The sequence below is a fragment of the Luteimonas wenzhouensis genome (assembly GCF_007859305.1).
GTDB lineage: Bacteria > Pseudomonadota > Gammaproteobacteria > Xanthomonadales > Xanthomonadaceae > Luteimonas > Luteimonas wenzhouensis.
On record NZ_VOHE01000001.1, the window covers coordinates 254,766 to 275,655 of the forward strand.

A 20,890-nucleotide genomic window follows, 5' to 3' on the forward strand; every position below is an offset into this window, starting at 1 on the left:
CCCTCCTCCCCGGCCACGATCAACCGTTCCTGCACGCCCTGCTCCTCACCAATCGATCCCGAACGACAGCTTGAACTGCCGCGTGGGCAGGTGCTGGCTGCTCGGGCGTCCCCAGTTCGGGTCGCGCTCGCCCGGCGCGCCGTACCAGTCGTTGAAGTCCGCGTAGTTGACCCAGTTGAACACGTTCAGCAGGTCGGCGCGGACGCGGAACCGGATCTGGTCGGACGGCGTCCATTCCTTGGCCGCGGCGATGTCGAACTGCTTGAAGCCGATGGTGCCCTCCGGGATGAACCAGTCGAAGAAGCAGTTGTCGAAGTCGGGCGCGTCGTAGCAGTTGATGCCGTAGTCGGGCGTGTGCGAGGCCAGGGTCAGCTTGGCCGACAGCGTGATCCCGTAAGGCGCGTCGTAGATGCCGGTGGCCACCAGCCGGTGCTTGGGCGCGTAGCGCGCCGGGAACCAGCCGAACCCGTCGATCGTCGGGTAGTCGAACGCACCCGGCCAGCCGGTGATGTTGCTGTTCTGCTCGCCGTCGGTGAACGTGTAGGCGACCGTTGCGCCCCAGCCCGACGCGCTGGTGTAGGGCTTCTCGGCCTTCACCAGCACCGAGTTCGACCTGGTCTCGAGCGCGTTGTTGATCAGCGCCAGGGTGCCGAAGGGCGCGAAGTTCATGCCCCATGGCGGGCCCCAGGTCGTGCCCGGCGCGAAGAACAGGCCACCGTCGCGGCGGTTGCCGAGGAACGCCGCCACGCCGTCCTTGCTGCGGATGTGCGACAGCGTGAACTCGGTATTCCAGTCGCCGAACGTGTTGCGGATGCCGAGGCTGAACTGGTCGGAGTACGGCACCCGCAGGTTGTTGTGGTTGAGGTAGACCTCGCGCCCGGTGCCGTCGGACGCGGCCACCGCGCGCAGGACTTCGGGGTCGAGGTACGCCGGATCCCATGCCAGGCAGTTGGCGGTCTCGCATGGATGCGCGGGCGTGGCGAACTCGTACGTGAACTGCGGGAACGAGGCCTTCGTCACCTCGTTCTGCAGGTAGTCGAACAGGTTGCGGTCGTAGGAACGGCCCGCGCCGCCGAACAGCACGTGGCGCTGGTCGCCGCTCAGGTCGTACGAGAAGCCCAGGCGCGGCGCCCAGTTGTTGCGGTCGGGCTTGCGGTTGTTGCCGGTGCTGATGTAGTCGTAGATGTTGATGCCCGAGGCGGGGTTGTTGATCGCCTCGGAGCCTTCCAGCGCCGCCACCACCTCGGCAGGCGTGACGTAGTCCTCGTGGCTCGGGGTCTCCTCGTAGTCCCAGCGAACGCCCAGGTTCAGCTGCAGCCGGTCGGTGACGTCCCAGTCGTCCTGGATGTAGATGCCGAACTGGCGGTTGCGCGAGACCACGCTGCCGTCCCCGACGCCGGCCAGCGGCGCGCCGAACTGCACCAGGAACGGCGCCGTGGTGCTCTCGTTGATGTCGTAGTAGAACTGCGGGTTGTGGAAGTTGCGCTCCTGCGCGCGGACCTCCACCGCCTTGTACTTGATGCCCATCTTCAGGGTGTGGTCGAGCCAGCCGGTGAAGGTCAGGTCGTCCTGGAACGACCAGCCTTCCTGGCCCTTGTCCTGGAAGTTGGGGCTGCCGCCGCCGCGGAAGATCACGTCGTTGCGCCCGCCGTCGACCAGCACGTAGCCGGGCTCCATCGTCGTCGGGCGCGGGCTCCAGAACGCCTCCTCGTAGGTGACGTGGGCGTCGTTGAGCCAGTCGCCGCGGGTGAACTGGTAGCGCAGGTCGACGCGGGTTTCCTCGTTGACGTTGTCGACGCCCGCGATCAGCGGCGTCTGCCCGCCGACGCCGGCCACGTCGCTCTCCTCGCGGCGCTTGAACGTCAGTTCGAACAGGTGGTCCTCGCCGACCAGCCAGTCGACCTTGCCGAAGTACAGGTCCTCCTTGAACGGCGAACTCAGCGATCCGGTCCCGTAGGCCTCGCGCAGCGCCGGCGGCAGGTCAGACGGGCTGAAGCCGCGCCCGATCTCGAGCGTGCGCGGGGTGCTGATCTCCTTGGCCTCGTATGCGATGAAGAAGTGCGCGACGTCGCGGATGATCGGACCGCCGAAGGACACGCCGTACTGTTCCTGCGACGACTCCTCCTTGGCCCCGGCGCGCTCCTCGAACTCGGTGGCCTTGCGCCAGTCGGTGCTGGTCCGGTCCCAGAAGAAGCTGCCCTCGAACTCGTTGGTGCCCGAACGCGTGGCCGCCACGATCGCGGCGCTGCTGATCTGGTCGAACTCGGCCTTGTAGTTCTGGGTGATGACCTTGTACTCGCCGATCGCCGACTGCGGGAACGGGTTGCCGCGGCTCGAGTCCTGGCCGGTGACGCCACCGGGCAGGGTGTAGTTCTTCTGCCCCACGCCGTCGATGTAGACGTTGATCCCCGACGCGGTCTGGGCGCCGGAGCGCAGGCGGGTGTTGCCGTTGGGTTCGGTGGTGAACACCATGCCGGGCACGGTGTCGGCGAACGCCAGGAAGTTGCGCGAGTTTTGCGGCAGCGCTTCGATCTGGCGGTTGGACACGTAGGTGGCGATCTCCGAGGTCTTGGTCTCGGTGAGCCGGGCGGCGGTGACGCGCACCGCGTCGAGCGTGGTGGCGTCGCCACCGTCCACGACCGGCGTGGCGGCGTCGACCAGGTCCACGGTGGCGGTCTGGCCGACGGCCAGGACCACCGAACGGGAACTGGCCTGCCCGTCCACCACCACGTCGATGCGGTAGGTGCCCGGCGGCAGGCCGGTCACCGCGTAGTTGCCTTCCGCCGAGCGCGCGGTGCGGGTCAGTCCGGTGTCGACGTTGGTGACGGTGACGGTCGCGCCGCTGTCGACCTTGCCGCGCAGGGTGGCGCCCGTGGACTGGGCGATCGCGGGGGCCGAGAGCAGCATGCAGCCGGCCAGCGCGCAACTGAGCAGGCTGCGTTCGAGCCTGCGGGACGCGATACGGGACTTGCGGTTCATCGTGTGGCCCCTCCCAGGGCTGTCCTCTTGTCGTTGAAACGGGGAATGGCGCGTGGGCACCTTCTTCTTCGACTCCAGCAGCGGTCGGCGGGATGCGGCACGCCTCACCCCGTGTCCGGGACCGCCCCGCAGGACGCGCGCACCACGAGCCGCGGCTGCAGCAGCCGCGGCCCGACGTCCTCGCCCCCTGCTTCCGTTCCTGCCTCGAGCAGGCGCCGGATCGCGAGCGCGCCCAACTCGGCGATCTCGACCCGCATCGTCGTGAGCGGCGGGTGTACGTAACGCGAAAGCGGGACGTCGTCGAAGCCCGCCAGGGCGAGGTCCCCCGGCACCCGGAGGCCGCCCTCGCCCAGGGCGAACAGGCAGCCCAGCGCCATCATGTCGTTGGCCGCGAAGACCGCGTCGGGCAGCGTTCCGCCCTCGAGCAGCGCCTTGCCGGCACGGTGGCCGGAGGCCTCGCCGAAGTCGCCGGGCAGCACCCGCGGCGCGACGTCGGGCGCGCCCTGCGCCATCGCCTCGCGATAGCCACGCAGGCGTTCGGCGGCGTCGAAGTTGTCCTCCGGCCCGGCGATGAAGGCAATGCGCCGGTGCCCTGCCTCCAGCAGATGCCGCACCATCGCCATCGCTCCGCCGTGATTGTCCACCCCCACCGCCGCCAGCCCCTCCACCGCCACGGCGGGGTTCATGAGCACGACCGGCAGTGGCGGCAGTTCGCTGGCCAGGGCCTCGGTGGCGCCGAGGAACGGCGACATCAGCAGCAGGCCGTCCACGCGCCCGCGCATGGTGCGCAGCGCGGCGCCCTGCTCGGCCGGGTTGCCGTGGTAGCTGGAGACCAGCAGGTGCAGCCCGCGCTCGCGCGCGACCTGGTCGATCCCGCGCATGAGCTCGGAGAAAAACTCCCCGTACAGGTCCGGCAGGACCACGCCGATGGTCTGGGTGCGGCGGCTGCTGAGGCTGCGCGCGGCATGGTGCGGGCTGTAGCGCAGCCGCGTGGCCACGTCGAACACCCGCTGGCGCACCTCCTCGGCCACGTTCGGGTGGCCGTTGAGCGCGCGCGAGACGGTGGCCACCGACACGTTGGCCTGGCGCGCGACGTCCTTGATCGTGACGCTCATGGCCGGCCTCCTTCCATGCGCTGCGCGACCGCGTTCACCGGGCCACCACCTCGAACCGCGCCGACTGTACCGCCGCCGAGCTGCCGCCGGCGAACACGGTGAACGTGCCCGGCTCGACCACCCGCCGCATGCGCGCGTCGTACAGCGCCAGGTCCTCGAACCCCAGGGTGAACTCGACCTCGCGCGATTCGCCCGGCTGCAGCTCCACCCGTTGGAAGCCGCGCAATTCGCGCACCGGCCGGGTGACGCTGGCGACGTCGTCGCGCAGGTACAGCTGCACCACCTCGGTGCCGGCGCGCGGACCGGTGTTGGTCACCCGCACCCGCACCACCTGGCGCGGGTCGTCGAGCGGCACCCGCGCGCGCTCCACCGTCGGTTCGCCGTATTCGAACGTGGTGTAGCCCAGCCCATGCCCGAACGGGTACAGCGGGCTCCAGTGCACGTCGATGTACTTGCTGGTGAACTTGTTGTCCTTCTCCGGCGGACGCCCGGTGTTGCGGCGCGCGTGGTAGATCGGCACCTGGCCGACGTTGCGCGGCACCGTCACCGGCAGCTTGCCCGACGGTGCGACGTCGCCGAACAGCACGTCGACCAGCGCATTGCCGCCCTCCACCCCCGGGAACCACGCCTCCAGGATCGAGGCCACCTTGCCCTGCAGCGCGCCGGTAGACAGCGGCCGGCCGTTGAGCAGCACCACGACCACCGGCTTGCCCGTCGCCGCGACCGCCAGCGCCAGCTGCTCCTGCACGCCCGGCAGGTCGAGCGAGGTGCGGTTGTTGGCCTCGGCGCTCATTTCCGGATGCTCGCCCAGGAACATCAGCACCGCGTCGGCCTGGCGTGCGGCGCGCACGGCCTCCTCGAAGCCCGAGGTGTCGTCGCCGTCGACCTGCGCCCCCTTGGCCACCAGCAGCCTGGTGCGCGGCCCGATGCGCTCGCGCAGCGCCGCCAGCGGCGTGACCGCGTCCTCGGGCCGGCCGATGCCGACCCAGTTGCCGAGCATCGCCCAGGGCTCGTCGGCGAGCGGGCCAATGACCGCCAGCGTGCCGATGTCCTTCGACAGCGGCAGCACCGCGCCATCGTTTTCCAGCAGCACCATCGACTTCTGCGCCATGCGCCGGGCCGCGGCGCGGTGTTCCGGCGCCAGCGTCAGCGCCTGCTCGCGGCCTGCGTCGCGGCAGTAGCGGTAGGGATCCTCGAACAGGCCGAGCCGGTACTTGGCGTTGAGCACGCGTCGCACGGCGGCATCGACCTCGGACATGGGCACCCTGCCCGCCTCGACCGCCGCCGGCAGGTCGTTGAGGTAGATCGCGCTGACCATGTCCACGTCCACGCCCGCGTGCAGCCCGCGACGCCCGGCCTCCTCGCGGTCGGCGGCGATGCCGTGCGGCATCAGCTCCATCACCCCGGTGTAGTCGCTCACCAGCAGCCCGTCCCAGCCCCACTGCCCGCGCAGCAGGTCCTGGATCAGGCCGCGATGGGCATGCATCGGGATCCCGCCGATCTCGTTGAAGCTGGCCATCACCGACTGCGCGCCGGCGTCGACCGCGGCCTTGAACGGCGGCAGGTAGACCTCGTGCAGGGTGCGCTCGGAGATGTCGGCGACGTCGTAATCTCGCCCGCCCTCGGCCGCGCCGTAGGCGACGAAGTGCTTGGCAGTCGCGAGCAGGGTGTCGGGCGCGGCCAGGTCGTCGCCCTGGAAACCGCGTACCCGCGCGGCCGCCAGCACCGAACCCAGGTACGGATCCTCGCCCGAGCCTTCCACGATCCGCCCCCAGCGCGGGTCGCGGGCGATGTCGACCATCGGCGCATAGGTCCAGTGCACCCCATGCGCCGTGGCCTCCACCGCCGCGACCCGCGCCGCGTTGCGCACTTCCTCCGGGTCGAAGCTCGACGCCTCGCCCAGCGGCACGGGAAAGACGGTCCGCATCCCGTGGATCACGTCGTAGGCGAACAGCAGCGGGATCCCGAGGCGCGATTCCTCGACCGCGATCTTCTGCAGGCGGCAGGTCAGCTCCGCCCCCTGCGTCCCCAGCCAGGACCCGATCTGGCCCTGGCGCACCTGCTCCTCGCTGCCCGCCATTGCCGCCGGGCCGGTGTTGTTGCCCACGCCGGGCGGCTGGTTGAGCTGCCCCAGCTTCTCGGCCAGGGTCATCCGCGCCAGCAACGCGTCGACGAAGGCCCGCTCGGCCTCCGCGTCTCCGGCCGACGTGTGGGGCCGGACCGGCGCCGCCGCGACGGGCATCCCGAGGGCGGCCACCAGGGCCGCGGTGAACAGGGGCAACAGGAACCTGGGGGTGGAAAGCGACATGCGGTGTCCGGGTCAGGAAAGCGGGACGACCGGACTGTAAACGTTTTCAGCGCGTGACGCATGGCACGTTGCAACATTTTCTTAGCATCGCAGGACCTGGGCCGGTCCGCCCGTAGCCCGCCTCCTTCCCGCTGATGCAGCTCGCCATTCGCCAGGTCGCGTCCGAAGTTCCGGCCCGTGCCCCAGAAGCGGCACCACGTCCGACAGCCGACGGTCCGGAGCCGTGCCCCGTCGCTGCCGGCAGGCCTGCGCAGCGAACTCAAGGAGGAGGCCTCCGCCCAGGGCGGAGGCCGGGGGACATTCGCGGAGCAGGCCTGACGGTTGCGGCGGGGCCCTTCCGATCGCCCGTCCGCATCCGGAGTCCCGCCCCCCCGGGCGCCGGACGCAACACCACGTCCGACAGCCGACGGTCCGGAGCCGTGCCCCGTCGCTGCCGGCAGGCCTGCGCAGCGAACTCAAGGAGGAGGCCTCCGCCCAGGGCGGAGGCCGGGGGACATTCGCGGAGCAGGCCTGACGGTTGCGGCGGGGCCGTCCCGACGCGACAGGACCTCCGAAGTCCCGTGCCCTGTGCCCCAGGCCCTCAACTCAGGGCAATACCCGCCGGAACGGCCGCACCTCGACCCGTTCGTACACCCCCGCCTCGACGTACGGATCGGCCTCGGCCCAGGCCCGCGCCTCCTCCAGCGACCCGAACTCGGCCACCACCAGGCTGCCGCTGAACCCCGCCGGCCCCGGATCCTCCGCATCGATCGCCGGGCACGGACCGGCCAGCAGCAGCCGGCCCGCGTCACGCAATGCCACCAGCCGCTGCAGGTGCTGCTCCCGCGCCGCCATGCGCCGTTCCAGCACCTGCGCTCCGTCGTATCCCTCGATCACGTACCACATCCCCGGGCTCCGCCTGATGACCCCGGCCATTCTAGGAGAACGCCCCCGCTGGACAGCCCGCCGGGCAGCGCTTACCCTAGGGTCCAAGTTCCGTAGCCGATCGCCGCTCCCGTCGCAAGCAGGACGCAGAGTCGCGGCCCTTCGGCCAGACCCGACGCCCCCCAAGCAGTCTTCTGCCGGCATCCGGCATGGCCTGCGCGTGGCGCCCGGTCGCAAGACGCTTTGCCAGCCAGTGCGTTGCCAGGATCCGCGCGAGTCCGCGCGCGTCCCCTGCCCGCGCACCCGCGTGCGCAGCGCGGAACGATCGACCAGCCAGACGGCCCGGAGGGGGCCGAACCGCGAATGAGCCAACCCGCCCAGGACACCGCCGCGACGGCGCCATCCCATCCCCAGCAGCAGGAAATGCGGCTGGCGGTGGTGCACGGCCAACCGGTGCTGCAGATCCCCCAGGACCTGTACATCCCGCCGGATGCGCTGGAGGTGATCCTCGAGGCGTTCGAGGGCCCACTCGACCTGCTGCTGTACCTGATCCGGCGCCAGAACCTCGACATCCTCGACATCCCGGTGGCCGAGATCACCCGCCAGTACGTCGACTACATCAGCGTGATGCAGGAGCTGCGCTTCGAACTGGCGGCCGAGTACCTGGTGATGGCCGCGATCCTGGCCGAGATCAAGTCGCGCATGCTCCTGCCCCGCCCGCCCAGCGAGGAGGACGAGGAAGAGGATCCGCGCGCCGACCTGGTCCGCCGGCTGCAGGAGTACGAACGCTTCAAGCAGGCCGCCGAGGACCTCGACGCCCTGCCGCGCATGGAGCGCGACACCTCGCCGGTCTCGGCCTACGTCCCCGACCGCGCCACGGTGAAGCTGCCGCCGCCGGTGGAACTGCGCGAGATGCTGCTGGCCCTGCACGACGTGCTCAAGCGCGCCGAACTGCTGACCAGCCACGCCATCCGCCGCGACGCCCTGAGCGTGCGCCAGCGCATGGGCGAACTGCTGACCCGGCTCGGCGACGGCGCCTTCCACCGCTTCGAGACCCTGTTCGAGCCCGGCGAAGGCCGCCTCGGCGTGGTGGTGACCTTCCTGTCGATCCTCGAGCTGGCCAAGGAGCGCCTGATCGACATCGTCCAGGAAGCGCCGCTGGCGCCGATCTACCTCAAGTCGCTGGCCGGCCAGCGCCCGGCCGACGAACCGCTGGAGTTCTCCAGCGAGTTCGACGACCCGCCCGCCGACGCCACCGAGTGACGCGTTCCACGCGCCGCCACCACCGCGCCGCGCCGCCATCCATCCCGCCAGACAAGACGCATGGATCAACAATTCATCAACCGCATCGTCGAGGCCGCGCTGCTGGCGTCCAGCCAGCCGCTGACGGTCGTCCAGCTGTCCGGGCTGTTCCCGCTCGACGAACCGGCGCCGGAAGGCAGCATCCAGGCCGCGCTCGAGGCGCTGCAGGCCGACTGCGAGGGACGCGGGATCGAACTGGTCGAGGTCGCCTCCGGCTGGCGCTACCAGGTCAGGGCGGACGTGCATCCCTGGGTGGCGCGGCTGTGGACCGAACGCCAGACCAGGTACACCCGCGCCACCCTGGAGACCCTGGCCCTGATCGCCTACCGCCAGCCGATCACCCGCGGCGAGATCGAGCAGGTACGCGGCGTGGCCACCAGCAGCAACATCATCAAGGCGCTGGAGGAACGCGAGTGGATCCGCGTCGTCGGCCACCGCGACGTGCCGGGCCGGCCGGAGCTGCTGGGCACCACCAAGGCCTTCCTCGACTACTTCGGCCTCAAGCGCCTGGACGAGCTGCCGCCATTGTCGGAACTCAAGGATTTCGCCGAGCTCGAACCGCAGCTCGAATTCGAGGGCGAGCGCGCGGTCGGCGGGATCGCCGGCGCGGACGCGGACCCGTCGGGCGACGGGGCGACCGAAGAGTCCACTGCCGGCGACGCGCCATCCGGCACCGGGTCGGACGGATCCGCCCCCGGTCCCGGGACGGACATCGACGCTGGCCTCGATACCCGGACCGGCAGCGACGCGGATGCCGATGCCGGCGACCGCGCCGCCAACGACGACGGCCCCGGACCGGGCCGATCCCCGACCGCGAACGGCGCGGCCGTCACGGAGGCATCAGCCGCGACCGGCGACGATGGTCCCGCGACCTCCCTCCCCGCCGATGCCGACGCCACGTCCCCCCTCGCCGATCCGGCCGGGCACGCGCCGGCCACCCCCAACGATCCCCCCATCCCGGCCGACGGCGACGCCGCCGCGGCCGCCCCGCAAGACGCCCCCGCCGCCGATGGCGATGGCACCCGGAGCGAACATGAGTGAGCAACACCCCACCGCCAGCCGCAAGCTGACGCTCAAGCGCCGCGACGACAAAGCGGCCGATACCCCGCGCCTGGAAGAGCGCCTCCACAAGGTGCTCGCGCAGGCGGGCCTGGGTTCGCGCCGCGCGCTCGAACAGCGCATCGCCGACGGCCTGGTCAAGGTCAACGGCGAGGTCGCCCAGGTCGGCATGTCGGTCAAGGGCGGCGACCGGATCGAGATCGACGGCCGCCAGTTCGTCGCCAGCGCGCTCACCGAACCGGCGCGGGTGCTGATGTACAACAAGCCCGAGGGCGAGGTGACCACGCGCGAGGACCCGGAAGGACGCCCCACCATCTTCGACTCGCTGCCCGCGCTCAAGGGCGCGCGCTGGATCGCGATCGGCCGCCTGGACATCAACACCACCGGCCTGCTGCTGCTCACCACCGACGGCGAGCTGGCCAACGCGATGATGCATCCTTCGCTCGAGGTCGAGCGCGAGTACGTGTGCCGCGTGCGCGCGCCCGAGGGCGAGGACAGCGTGCCGGAGAAGATCGTCGACCGCCTGCGCCGCGGCGTGGCGCTGGAGGACGGCCCGGCGAAGTTCGACGAGATCCGCCGCATCGGCGGCACCGATTCGAACGAGTGGTTCCAGGTGCTGCTCAAGGAAGGCCGCAACCGCGAGGTGCGCCGGCTGTGGGAGTCGCAGGGCTGCCAGGTCAGCCGCCTCAAGCGCATCCGCTACGGCCAGGTGTCGCTGCCGCAGACCCTGCTGCGCGGGCAGTCGATGGAATTGCCGCCCGCCCAGGTCGAGGAACTGCGCAAGTCGCTCAAGCTCGAGGAAGGCCCGCCGCCGGCGCTCACGCTGCTGCCGGTGATCGGTCAGCGCAGGGCCACCAAGGCCACCCTGCATATCGCCGGCGACCACCGCCCGCAAGGCTACGTCAACGGCCACAACATCGCCGACGAAGGACGCGAACTGCGGCGCTTCGACCACGTGCGCGAGGATCGCCGCGGGCGCGGCGGCAAGAAGGCGCACGGCGGGCTGACGGTGAGCGGCGAACAGGCCGCCAAGCAGTCGCAGAAGCCGCTCAAGCAGCGCAAGACCAAGGGTCCCAAGCCGCTGCCCGATGGCAATCCGGCCGCGTTCCGCACCTGGTACGTACCCGAGGGCGTCGACACCGGCCCGGCCGGCCATCGCAATGCCGACGGCCGCAACCCGCGCAAGGGCGGTCCGGCCAAGAAGCGCGGCAAGGGCGGTGGCCAGGGGCGTGCCGCGGCGCATCCCTACGGGCATCCCGGCAATGCGCCCGTGTTCCCTTCCGACCACGCCGCGCCCTCGCACCATCCGGGCCCGGCACGCCCGCGCGGCCCGCGTCCCAAGGGCCCGCGGCCTGGCGGAAACCGCGGCAACCGCGGCGGCAACCGCTAGCCGGGATCGGACCACCGGGCGCGTGCCCGGCGGTCGCGGTCGATCGAAACAGCGATTCGAGCAGGGCCTGGCACCGTGGCGCGGCAGGCCACCCGCGGCCGGCTAGAGCCCGTCGCGCGCCACTTCGCGCAGCTTGCCCTCGTGCAGCTCGACCACACGGTCGAGCCTGGCCGCCAGGCGACGGTCGTGGGTCACCAGCACCAGGCTGGTGTGCTGGGCGCGGTTGAGGTCCAGCATCAGCTCGAACACGTTCGCCGCGGTGCGCTCGTCGAGGTTGCCCGTGGGTTCATCGCCGAGCACGCAGGCCGGACGGTTCACCAGCGCGCGCGCCACCGCGGCGCGCTGGCGCTCGCCACCGGACAGCTCGCCCGGCTTGTGCCCGAGGCGGTGCCCCAGGCCCACGGATTCGAGCAGCGCGCGCGCGCGCGCCTCGGCCTCGGCCACGCCGGTGCCGGCCAGCAGCACCGGCAGCATCACGTTCTCCAGCGCGGTGAACTCCGGCAACAGGTGGTGGAACTGGTACACGAAGCCCAGGGCGCGGTTGCGCAGCTGCCCGCGCGCCGCGTCCGACAGCGCGCTCATCTTCTGGCCGCATACGTACACCTCGCCCGCGGTGGGCGTGTCGAGCCCGCCGAGCAGGTGCAGCAGGGTGCTCTTGCCGGCGCCCGAGGCGCCGAGGATCGCCACCGTCTCGCCGGCGTGGACGTGGAAGTCCAGTCCGTCGAACACCGGCGTGCGCAGCTTGCCTTCGGCGTAGGTCTTGCCCAGCCCCTCGGCCCGCACCACGACCCCGTCCCCGCCGGCCTGCGCCGCGCCGCGGCCCGCGGTGGCTGTCTCCATCGCCCGCTCACTCATAGCGCAATGCCTCCGCGGGCGCGGTGCGCGCCGCGCGCCACGCCGGGTAGATCGTGGCCAGGAACGCCATCAGCAACGCCACCACCGCGATGACGACGACGTCGTTGACCTGCAGGTCGATCGGCAGCCCGGTCACGTAGTACACGTCCTCGGGCATCAGCACCACCTCGAACGCCGCCTCGATCGCGCGCAGGATGTGCTCCAGGTTGAAGGTCAGCAGCAGCCCGCCGACCACGCCCAGCACGGTGCCGATCACCCCGATCAGGGTGCCCTGGACCATGAACACGCCCATCACCCCGCGCGGCGTCAGGCCCAGCGTGCGCAGGATGGCGATGTCGGCCAGCTTGTCGGTCACCAGCATCACCTGCGAATTGAGCAGCGAGAACGCGCCCATCAGGATGATCAGCGACAGCAGGATGCCGATCATCGTCTTCTCCAGCTTGAGCGCGCGGAACATGTTGGCGTTCTCCATGCTCCAGTCGCTGACCATGAAGTAGCCATTGCCCTCGCGCTCGAGCGCCACCGCCAGGTCGCGGGCGACCTCCCAGGCGCGGTCCATGTCGTGCAGCTTGAGCCGCACCCCGGTCACGCCCTCGCCCATCCGCATCACCCGTTGCGCGTCGGCCATGTGGACCACCGCCAGGCGGCGGTCGAAGTCCTGGTAGCCGGCCTCGAAGATCCCGCTGACGGTGAAGCGCTTGAGCTGCGGCATCGCCCCCATCGGCGTGACCTGGAAATCGGTGGTGACGACGATCCGGTCGCCCACGCGCACCCCCAGCCATTGCGCAAGCTCCTTGCCGAGCACGATGTTGAACTCGCCCGGGCGCAGGTCGTCGAGGCTGCCCTGCACCATCCACGCGGCCAGTTCCGACACCGCGGCCTCGGCCTCGGGCAGGACGCCGCGGATCGCGGCCGGCTCCTGGCGCGGCCCGCGCAGCAGGGCCTGGGCATCGATGTAGGGGGCAGCGCCGACCACGCGCGGGTCGCGCCGGGCCACCTCGACCGCATGCGCCCAGCCGGCCATGGCTTCGCCGTGGGCGCTGACCGTCGCGTGCGCCACCATGCCGAGCATCCGGTCCTTGATCTCGCGCTGGAACCCGCTCATCACCGCCAGGGTGGTGATCAGCACCATCACCCCGATCGCGATGCCGAGGATCGAGGCCAGGGACACGAACGAGATGAAGCCGTTGCGGCGCTTGGCGCGCAGGTAGCGCAGGCCGATGGCGACGGGGACGGGCTTGAACATGCCGGCGCGCGCTCAGCCGTCCAGGCGCCGGTGCGCGCGGGGGGCGGCCCAGGACGCGATGGCGATGCAGGGGAGCGTTCGCAGGGGATTCGGCATGGAGGGACGGCCGGCGGGGCGTGGCGCGCTATGGTGCCATCGATGCCCGTCCGCGCGCAGCAGGCGGTGGCGGCGCGGCCAGTCGCAGTTCACGCCGCAACGCCGGCGGAAGGGTGTCCGGCCACCATGCGGCGCGCCGGCGCCGGCCTTCCCCGTCGCGCCACGCGGCGAAGGCCAGAGGCCCGCGCCAGCGCAGCTCGAAGCCGGCCACCGGCGCGCCGTCCACCAGCACCTCGGCCCCGCGGATGACGAAGCTGTGCGCCGGCCTGGCGCGTTCGCGCAGGCACAGCCGCGCGCCATGCGCCAGCGCGGCCAGCGCCGCCGGCCACGCCAGCGGCCGCGGCGCTTCGGAGGCGAGGATGGACGTGGCCGCGAGCACCGCCAGCAGCGCCAGCGCGCGCTGAAACCAGCGCGAAGGACGCCATTCGGCCCGGCAGGCGGCGCTAGCCCGGCGGCAACTGGCGGATGCGCTGGACAAGCGCGTCGAGTTCGGCGTCATCGGCGGCCTCGTAGCCCATGAACCAGCGCCAGAGCCTATCGTCCTCGCAGTCCAGCAGGCGTAGGAAAACCCCGCGTTCGGCCTCGGAGGCCGTGGGCCATTCCCGGTCGAGCCAGCGTTCGAGCAGCTGGTCGAGTTCGCGCATGCCGCGCCGGCAGCGCCAGCGCACGCGCCGCAGCTCGGCCTGGCCGGCGGGGTCGTTCATCGCGCCCCCCATGTGCAGTCCCCGGGCGACGCCGCCTCAGCCACGGACACCACGCGCAACGCCGCCCGCGGCGCGCTTCGCCGCCCTGCGTGCCGCGGCGGCCTCAGCCATGCCGCGCCAGCATGAGCTGCTTGATCTCGCCGATCGCCTTGGCGGGATTCAGGCCCTTCGGGCAGGTCCGGGTGCAGTTCATGATGGTGTGGCAGCGGTAGAGCTTGAACGGATCCTCGAGTTCGTCCAGCCGCGCGCCGGTGTCCTCGTCGCGGCTGTCCACGATCCAGCGATGGGCCTGGAGCAGGATCGCCGGCCCCAGGTAACGCTCGCCGTTCCACCAGTAGCTCGGGCAGGCGGTGCTGCAGCAGGCGCACAGGATGCACTCGTACAGGCCGTCGAGCTTGTCGCGGTCGGCCGGCGACTGCAGCCGCTCGCGGTCCGGCGGCGGCGCGCTCTGGGTCCGCAGCCAGGGGCGGATCGAGGCGTACTGGGCGTAGAAATGGGTCAGGTCCGGCACCAGGTCCTTGATCACGCTCATGTGCGGCAGCGGGTAGACCGGCACCTCGTCCTGCTTGCAGTCCTCGATCGCGCGCGTGCAGGCCAGGGTGTTGGTCCCGTCGATGTTCATCGCGCACGAGCCGCAGATGCCCTCGCGGCAGGAACGGCGGAAGGTCAGCGTCGGGTCGATCTCGTTCTTGATCTTGATCAGCGCGTCCAGGACCATCGGCCCGCACTTGTCGAGGTCGACCTCGTAGGTGTCGGTGCGCGGGTTCTGGCCGTCGTCCGGGTTCCAGCGGTACACCTTGAAGGTGCGCACGCGCGTCGCCCCGGCGGGCGCCTTGAAGTGGCGGCCCTTGCCGATCTTCGAGTTCTTGGGGAGGGTGAATTCAGCCATGGGTCCGTGATCCCTCAATACACGCGCGCGACGGGCGGCACGACCTCGACCTCGTCGTCGAGGGTGTACATGTGCACCGGGCGGTAGTCGATGCGGGTGTTACCCGCCTCGTCCAGCCAGCACAGCGTGTGCTTCTGCCAGTTCTCGTCGTCGCGGTCGGGGTAGTCCTCACGCGCGTGGGCGCCGCGCGATTCCTTGCGGTTCTCGGCCGACACGATGGTCACCAGCGCCTGGCCCAGCAGGTTCTGCAGTTCGAGCGTCTCGATCAGGTCGGAGTTCCAGACCAGCGAGCGGTCGCTCACCCGCACGTCGGCGAAGGAGTCCCGGATTTCGCGGATCTGCTCGACACCCTCGGCCAGCGTCTCCTGGGTCCGGAACACCGCCGCGTGCGACTGCATCGAACGCTGCATGCGGTCGCGGATGACCGCAGTCGGGGTGTCGCCGCTGGCGTGGCGCACGCGGTCCAGGTTGGCCAGCGACTTGTCCAGGGCGTCGGCCGGCAGGCGCTTGTGCGGCTGGCCGGGGCGGATCGTCTCGGCGCAGCGGTTGGCCACCGCGCGCCCGAACACCACCAGGTCGAGCAGCGAGTTGGAGCCCAGGCGGTTGGCGCCGTGCACCGACACGCAGGCCGCCTCGCCGATGGCGTACAGGCCCGGGACCACGGCGTCGGGGTCGCCGTCCCTGAGCTGCACGACCTCGCCGTGGTAGTTGGTCGGGATGCCGCCCATGTTGTAGTGCACGGTCGGGATCACCGGGATCGGCTGCCTGGTGACGTCGACCCCGGCGAAGATCCGCGCGCTCTCGGCAATGCCGGGCAGCTTCTTGTGAATGTCGGCCGGGTCGAGGTGGGTCAGGTCGAGGTGGATGTGGTCCTTGTGCTCGCCGACGCCGCGGCCCTCGCGGATCTCCATCGTCATCGAGCGGCTCACGACGTCGCGCGAGGCCAGGTCCTTGGCGTTGGGCGCGTAGCGCTCCATGAAGCGCTCGCCGTTGCTGTTGCGCAGGATGCCGCCCTCGCCGCGCACGCCCTCGGTGATCAGGCAGCCGGCGCCGTAGATCCCGGTCGGGTGGAACTGCACGAACTCCATGTCCTGCAGGCCCAGCCCCGCGCGCAGCGCCATGCCGCCGCCGTCGCCGGTGCAGGTATGGGCCGAGGTCGCGGAGAAGTAGGCGCGGCCGTAGCCGCCGGTCGCCAGCACCACGCCGTGGGCGCGGAACAGGTGCAGGGTGCCCTCGGCCATGTCGAGCGCGAGCACGCCGCGGCACACGCCCTCCTCGTCCATGATCAGGTCGAGCGCGAAGTACTCGATGTAGAACTCGGCCTGGTGCGCCAGCGACTGCTGGTAGAGCGTGTGCAGGATCGCGTGGCCGGTGCGGTCGGCCGCGGCGCAGGTGCGCTGCGCGGTGCCCTTGCCGTAGTGGGTGGTCATGCCGCCGAACGGGCGCTGGTAGATCTTGCCCTCGGCGGTGCGCGAGAACGGCACGCCCTGGTGCTCGAGCTCGATGATCGCGGGGATCGCCTCGCGGCACATGTACTGGATGGCGTCCTGGTCGCCCAGCCAGTCGGACCCCTTGATGGTGTCGTAGAAGTGGAAGCGCCAGTCGTCCTCGCCCATGTTGCCCAGCGCGGCGGAGATGCCGCCCTGCGCCGCGACGGTGTGCGAGCGGGTCGGGAAGACCTTGGTGATGCAGGCGGTCTTGAGGCCCTTCTGGGCGAGGCCGAAGGTCGCGCGCAGGCCGGCGCCGCCGGCCCCCACGACGATCATGTCGTACTTGTGTTCGGTGATCGGATAGGCGGACGTCATCGCGGGCTCACGAGGCAAAGGCGATGCGGGCGATCGCATACAGCGAGGCGATGGCGCCCAGCCCGCAGAGGAAGTGGTTGAGGAAGTGCGCGGTGATCTCGAGCCAGCGCTGGTGCACGTAGTCCTCGATCACGATCTGCAGGCCGAGCTTGGCGTGCCAGAACATCGTCACCAGGAACACGGCGAAGATGATGGTGTTCCACGGTCGCGCAATGATCGCGCGCGCGGTCTCCAGGTCGGCGCCGACCAGCGACACCAGGGTCGCGACGAACCAGATCGCCAGCGGTGCCAGCACCACCGCGGTCACCCGCTGGTACCAGAAGTGGCTGGTGCCGGACTTGCCCGAGCCGAGCCCGCGCGCGCGCTTGAGCGGCGTGCGGAACGGCATCGCGCGGGAAGTTTCGGGGCCGCCGCTCATGCTGCGCTCCTCATGCCGAAGAACCAGATCAGCGCGGTGATCAGCGTGCCGAGCACGAACACCGCGTAGCCGCTGGCGTACACCTTCGGCAGCTCGAAGCCCCAGCCCATGTCCCAGAGCAGGTGGCGGATGCCGTTGAGCAGGTGATAGACCAGCGCCAGGGTGAAGCCGAACAGGAAGGCCAGGCCGAGCGGCGAGGCCCACTGGCGCGAGGCGAATTCGTAGGCCTCGCCGCCGATGGCGATCGACATCAGCCACCACACCAGGGAAATCCCGCCCAGCGCCAGCGCCACCCCGGTGATGCGGTGGAGGATGGACATGAAGGACGTGAGCTGGAACCGGTACGTCTGCCCGAGCATGAAGGGCGACAGTGGGCGTTCGCGGTTGGCCATTGCTGGCTGGTCTCCTCGCTGGCGGCGCGAGCCGCGTGGCTGGATCTTGCGGGCCAGGCGCGGGCCCGCGGTGGGGTCAGAAATCGATGCAGCGACCGTTCTTTTCCCAGTCTCCGTACCGGGTTGGATCCGGCCCGTCGCGGCCGCCGTATTCGACCGGCTTCCGCTCGCCGGCATCGTCGGCGGGCACGGCATCCGCGGCGTCCCGGGGCTTCCCCTCGGTGACCGGTCCGGAACGCTGATCGCCTAAGATGTCACCGTCTTTCACGCACGCAAGTTTAAGCCTCCGTTCAATGTCCGACAAGACAAGCGGTTCCGGATCCACCTGTTTCGCGCTTCCCGGCTGGTCGGCGGTGACGCTGCGCGGCGAGCAGGCGACCGCGTTCGCCCAGGCCCAGTTCATGGGCGACCTGTCGGACCTGGCGCCGGGCCGCTGGCAGTGGAACGGCTGGCTGACGCCCAAGGGCCGGCTGGTGGCGCTGTTCGCGCTGCTGGCGCTGGACGGGCGCGACCTGGCGTTGCTGCTGCCCGACGCCGACCCGGAAGCGTTCGTGGCCGCCCTCACCCGCTTCCGGTTCCGGACCCGGGTCGAGATCGCGCACGAGGGCGGGTGGTCGTTCGCCGGGCGGTTCTCCGCGCCGGAGGCCGCCCGCGGCGCCGCAGCCTCGGGTTCGGTGGACGGTGGCGGCCTGGAACTGGACTTCGGCGGCGACGGCGGCCCGCGAACCCTGCGCATCGCGGCCTCGCCCGTCCCGGCCGACGAAGCGCAGGCGGCGCGCTGGCGGCGCGAGGACCTCGCGCACGGCCTGCCGCGGCTCGCGCCTGGCCAGGCGGAACAGTGGACGCCGCAGCAGCTGTCGCTGGAGCGGCTGCGGGCCTTCAGCGTGCACAAGGGCTGCTACCCGGGCCAGGAGATCGTGGCCCGCACCCATTTCCTCGGCCAGGCCAAGCGCGGCCTGGTGCGGCTGGCCGGCGACCAGACGCTGGCGGTGGCCCCGGTGGCCGCCGTGGATGCGCCGGGGCGCGCGCTCGGGCAGGTGGTCAGCGTGGCCGGCGACCAGGCGCTGGCGGTGATGCCGCTCGATGCCGGCGACGGGCCGTTCCACGTGCAGGGCGTGGCCTGCACGCCCCTGCCCCTGCTCGACGGGCTGGCACGCTGACCCGGATCGCCGGCGCGCTCAGCCGCCGTCGGCGGCCAGCGCGTCGGCGGCGGCGACGATGTCGGCTTCCGACGGGATCACCAGGAACGCCGCGCCCGCCAGCGGAGTGAACGTGTCGGCGCCGACCACGCGGCGGAACGGCCGCGCGCGGTAGCCGCCTTCCGCGATCGCGGTGATGATGCCCTCGCCCACCCCGGCGCTGCGGCGACCCTCGTCGACGACGAGGATGCGCGCGCATTCCGACGCGTGGCGCACGATCGCCGCCTCGTTGAGCGGCACCAGCCAGCGCAGGTCGACCACGCGCACGCGCCAGCCGTGGCGGGCCTGGATCGTGCGCGCGGCGCGCAGGCTCATCGGCACGCCGTTGCCGAAGGTGAACACCACCAGGTCGGTGGCGTCGGCGTCGTAGACCCGCTCCTCGCCCAGATCCATCGCCACGTCGGGCGCGGGGTACTCTGTGAGCCAGCCGCCGTCGCCGGGCTCGTGCAGGTCCTTGGTCATGTACAGCGCGATCGGCTCGAGGAACGCGCACACCCGCCCGTCCACCTTCGCCAGCGCCATCAGCGTGCGCAGCATCGTCGCCGCGTCGTCGCCGCGGCTCGGGCACCCGACCACCAGGCCCGGGATGTCGCGCAGCGCGGTGATCGAGTTGTCGTTGTGGAAGTGGCCGCCGAAGCCGCGCTGGTAGCCGAGCGAGGCGATCCGCATCACCATCGGGTTGCGGTACTGGCCGTTGCTGAAGAACTGCAGGCTCGCCGCTTCGCCGCGGATCTGGTCGCAGGCGTTGTGGAAGTAGGCCAGGTACTGGATCTCGGGCAGCGGCAGCAGGCCCATGTTGGCGTAGCCCTGGGCGAGGCCCAGGATGATGGTCTCGTCGAGCAGGGTGTTGAACACGCGCCGCGGGCCGAACGCGCGGTACAGGCCCTTGGTGATGGTGTACACGCCGCCCTTCTGGGCCACGTCCTCGCCGAACAGCAGCGCTTCGGGGTACTTGGCGAAGAGGTCGTGCAGCGCGGCGTTGATCTGCAGCGCCAGGTGCCTGCGCCCCAGCCGCTCGGGCAGCTTCGCCTCGCTGCCGAACGCCTGCACGCGCGCCGCCGGCCCGGGCGCGCGCCTGGCTTCGGCCCGCACCGCGTCCGGCGTGTACGGCGCCAGCGGCGCCACCACCTCGGCCAGCGAGGTGAGCTTGGGGCGACGGTCGGCCTCCTCGGCCGCGGCGAAGCAGCGTGCGCGGATCGTCTCGTACTGGTCCAGCAGCTGCTCGCGCGTGTACAGCCCCGATTCGAGCGCGATCGCGGCCGAGCGCAGCAGCGGGTCGGTCGCCTCCACCGCGCACAGCTCGGCCAGGCTGCGCCACTCGATCTCGAAGTCGGTGCCGGCGTGGCCCATGATCCGGGTGGTGCGCAGGTGCAGGAAGGTCGGGCGGCGGGTGCGGCGGCAATGCTCGACCGCGCGTTGCACGTCGGCGTAGCCGGCGGCGAGGTCGAGGCCGTCGGCCTGGAAGTAGTCGAGGTCCCGGCGGTGCGCGAAGTTGCGCGCCACCCAGCCGTCCGGGGTCTTGACCGAGATGCCGATGCCGTTGTCCTCGCACACGAACAGCACCGGCGCGGGCAGCTTCTGGTAGGCGGTCCAGGCCGCGGCGTTGAACGCGGTCTGCGCGGTCGCGTGGTTGCTGGACGCGTCGCCGAACGAGCACAGCACGATGCTGTCCTCGGGGACCGGCAGGGCGTGCCCGATCCGCCGGCCCTGCTCGATCGCGATCGCGGTGCCGAACGCCTTGGGAAGGTGCGAGGCGATGGTCGAGGTCTGGGGCAGCACCCACAGCGGCTTGCTGCCCCACACCTTGTGGCGGCCGCCGGAGGCCGGGTCCTCGGCGCTGGCGGCGAAGCTGAGCGCCGAGTCCATCACCGGATCCATGCCCGGGAGCTTGCGGAAGCGCTCGGCCATGAACGCGCCGCTGCGGTAATGCAGGAACGCCGGGTCGGTATGCCGGGCCAGGCGCGCCACCATGGCGTTGCCCTCGTGGCCGCTCGATCCGATGGTGTAGAAGACCTTGTTCTGGACGCGCAGCACGCGCGCCATCAGGTCGAGGTGGCGGCTGACCAGCTGCGATTCGAACAGTTCGCGGAACCCGCGCGCGTCCAGTGCGCTGCCCGGAAGCACGGGTTCGTCGTCGCGCGGCGCGGGCCGGGGCGTTCCGCGCCAGCCGCGCACGAACTCCTGGAAATTGGCGTCGCAGACTTCGGCGCGGTTGACGCCGCGCATGCGGGCGGGGATGGGATCGGGGACGGTGTTGAACATCGGATCT

At 71.2% G+C, this 20,890-nt stretch carries 18 protein-coding genes; 4 read left to right on the top strand and 14 right to left on the bottom strand.

Translation table 11 applies throughout. The features are described from left to right. Positions 1 to 45 precede the first annotated feature (45 nt). From FQY79_RS01130 to FQY79_RS01145, 4 genes are all read right to left on the bottom strand, one after another. Positions 46 to 2,979 carry a TonB-dependent receptor gene (locus tag FQY79_RS01130; RefSeq protein ID WP_146309975.1) on the bottom strand — a complete coding sequence of 978 codons (2,934 nt, stop codon included), beginning with the start codon at positions 2,977 to 2,979 and terminating at the stop codon, positions 46 to 48. A 104-nt stretch (positions 2,980 to 3,083) separates the two neighbouring features. Beyond that, positions 3,084 to 4,094, bottom strand: a complete 1,011-nt coding sequence (locus FQY79_RS01135; RefSeq protein ID WP_146309977.1) for a LacI family DNA-binding transcriptional regulator — start codon at positions 4,092 to 4,094, stop codon at positions 3,084 to 3,086. Between the two features lie 34 nt (positions 4,095 to 4,128). Beyond that, complete coding sequence (locus tag FQY79_RS01140; RefSeq protein ID WP_146309979.1) at positions 4,129 to 6,402, bottom strand: glycoside hydrolase family 3 N-terminal domain-containing protein; 2,274 nt, start codon at positions 6,400 to 6,402, stop codon at positions 4,129 to 4,131. Positions 6,403 to 6,987: 585 nt separating this feature from the next. Beyond that, entirely contained in the window at positions 6,988 to 7,287 is a 300-nt protein-coding gene (locus FQY79_RS01145) for a YciI family protein (RefSeq protein WP_146309981.1), read from the bottom strand. Positions 7,288 to 7,629: 342 nt separating this feature from the next. Between FQY79_RS01145 and FQY79_RS01150 the strand changes: the two genes are divergently transcribed. The 3 genes from FQY79_RS01150 to rluB are packed head-to-tail and all read left to right on the top strand — an operon-like array spanning position 7,630 to position 11,017. Beyond that, positions 7,630 to 8,529, top strand: a complete 900-nt coding sequence (locus FQY79_RS01150; protein WP_146309986.1) for a segregation and condensation protein A — start codon at positions 7,630 to 7,632, stop codon at positions 8,527 to 8,529. 60 nt (positions 8,530 to 8,589) lie between these two features. Beyond that, a complete protein-coding gene (gene scpB / locus FQY79_RS15535; protein WP_246122962.1) occupies positions 8,590 to 9,609 on the top strand; it encodes an SMC-Scp complex subunit ScpB in 1,020 nt (339 codons plus the stop codon). Continuing rightward, a complete protein-coding gene (gene rluB / locus FQY79_RS01160; RefSeq protein WP_146309988.1) occupies positions 9,602 to 11,017 on the top strand; it encodes a 23S rRNA pseudouridine(2605) synthase RluB in 1,416 nt (471 codons plus the stop codon). Before scpB ends, rluB begins: the two co-directional genes overlap by 8 nt. A gap of 102 nt (positions 11,018 to 11,119) precedes the next feature. Here the strand turns inward: rluB and lolD are convergent, their stop codons facing one another. The 9 genes from lolD to FQY79_RS15835 all read right to left on the bottom strand — a co-directional run bounded on the left by lolD (position 11,120) and on the right by FQY79_RS15835 (position 17,825). After that, positions 11,120 to 11,857: a lipoprotein-releasing ABC transporter ATP-binding protein LolD gene (gene lolD / locus FQY79_RS01165; RefSeq protein WP_146309990.1), complete on the bottom strand. Its 738-nt coding sequence runs from the start codon at positions 11,855 to 11,857 to the stop codon at positions 11,120 to 11,122. Between the two features lie 7 nt (positions 11,858 to 11,864). Continuing rightward, positions 11,865 to 13,118 carry a lipoprotein-releasing ABC transporter permease subunit gene (locus FQY79_RS01170; RefSeq protein WP_146309992.1) on the bottom strand — a complete coding sequence of 418 codons (1,254 nt, stop codon included), beginning with the start codon at positions 13,116 to 13,118 and terminating at the stop codon, positions 11,865 to 11,867. 124 nt (positions 13,119 to 13,242) lie between these two features. Continuing rightward, positions 13,243 to 13,692: a hypothetical protein gene (locus FQY79_RS01175; protein WP_246122963.1), complete on the bottom strand. Its 450-nt coding sequence runs from the start codon at positions 13,690 to 13,692 to the stop codon at positions 13,243 to 13,245. Next, positions 13,658 to 13,918 (bottom strand): FAD assembly factor SdhE, encoded by a 261-nt coding sequence (locus FQY79_RS01180; protein WP_146309996.1) that lies wholly within the window; start codon positions 13,916 to 13,918, stop codon positions 13,658 to 13,660. Before FQY79_RS01180 ends, FQY79_RS01175 begins: the two co-directional genes overlap by 35 nt. Positions 13,919 to 14,021: 103 nt before the next feature. Next, the gene (locus FQY79_RS01185) at positions 14,022 to 14,807 is read right to left on the bottom strand and encodes a succinate dehydrogenase iron-sulfur subunit (RefSeq protein WP_146309998.1); all 786 of its coding nucleotides are present in this window, start codon (positions 14,805 to 14,807) and stop codon (positions 14,022 to 14,024) included. Positions 14,808 to 14,821: 14 nt separating this feature from the next. Further along, positions 14,822 to 16,612, bottom strand: a complete 1,791-nt coding sequence (gene sdhA / locus FQY79_RS01190) for a succinate dehydrogenase flavoprotein subunit (RefSeq protein WP_146310000.1) — start codon at positions 16,610 to 16,612, stop codon at positions 14,822 to 14,824. A gap of 7 nt (positions 16,613 to 16,619) precedes the next feature. Further along, complete coding sequence (sdhD, locus tag FQY79_RS01195) at positions 16,620 to 17,030, bottom strand: succinate dehydrogenase, hydrophobic membrane anchor protein (protein WP_232221161.1); 411 nt, start codon at positions 17,028 to 17,030, stop codon at positions 16,620 to 16,622. Then, entirely contained in the window at positions 17,027 to 17,422 is a 396-nt protein-coding gene (gene sdhC, locus FQY79_RS01200; protein ID WP_027071782.1) for a succinate dehydrogenase, cytochrome b556 subunit, read from the bottom strand. Before sdhC ends, sdhD begins: the two co-directional genes overlap by 4 nt. Positions 17,423 to 17,498: 76 nt before the next feature. Next, positions 17,499 to 17,825 (bottom strand): DUF1674 domain-containing protein, encoded by a 327-nt coding sequence (locus FQY79_RS15835; protein ID WP_342778989.1) that lies wholly within the window; start codon positions 17,823 to 17,825, stop codon positions 17,499 to 17,501. Between FQY79_RS15835 and ygfZ the strand changes: the two genes are divergently transcribed. Further along, positions 17,716 to 18,582: a CAF17-like 4Fe-4S cluster assembly/insertion protein YgfZ gene (gene ygfZ / locus FQY79_RS01210; RefSeq protein WP_146310002.1), complete on the top strand. Its 867-nt coding sequence runs from the start codon at positions 17,716 to 17,718 to the stop codon at positions 18,580 to 18,582. The genes FQY79_RS15835 and ygfZ overlap by 110 nt on opposite strands. Positions 18,583 to 18,600: 18 nt before the next feature. On the opposite strand, the gene FQY79_RS01215 is transcribed toward ygfZ, so the two are convergent. Continuing rightward, positions 18,601 to 20,883 carry a thiamine pyrophosphate-dependent enzyme gene (locus FQY79_RS01215; RefSeq protein ID WP_146310004.1) on the bottom strand — a complete coding sequence of 761 codons (2,283 nt, stop codon included), beginning with the start codon at positions 20,881 to 20,883 and terminating at the stop codon, positions 18,601 to 18,603. Positions 20,884 to 20,890: the final 7 nt, after the last annotated feature.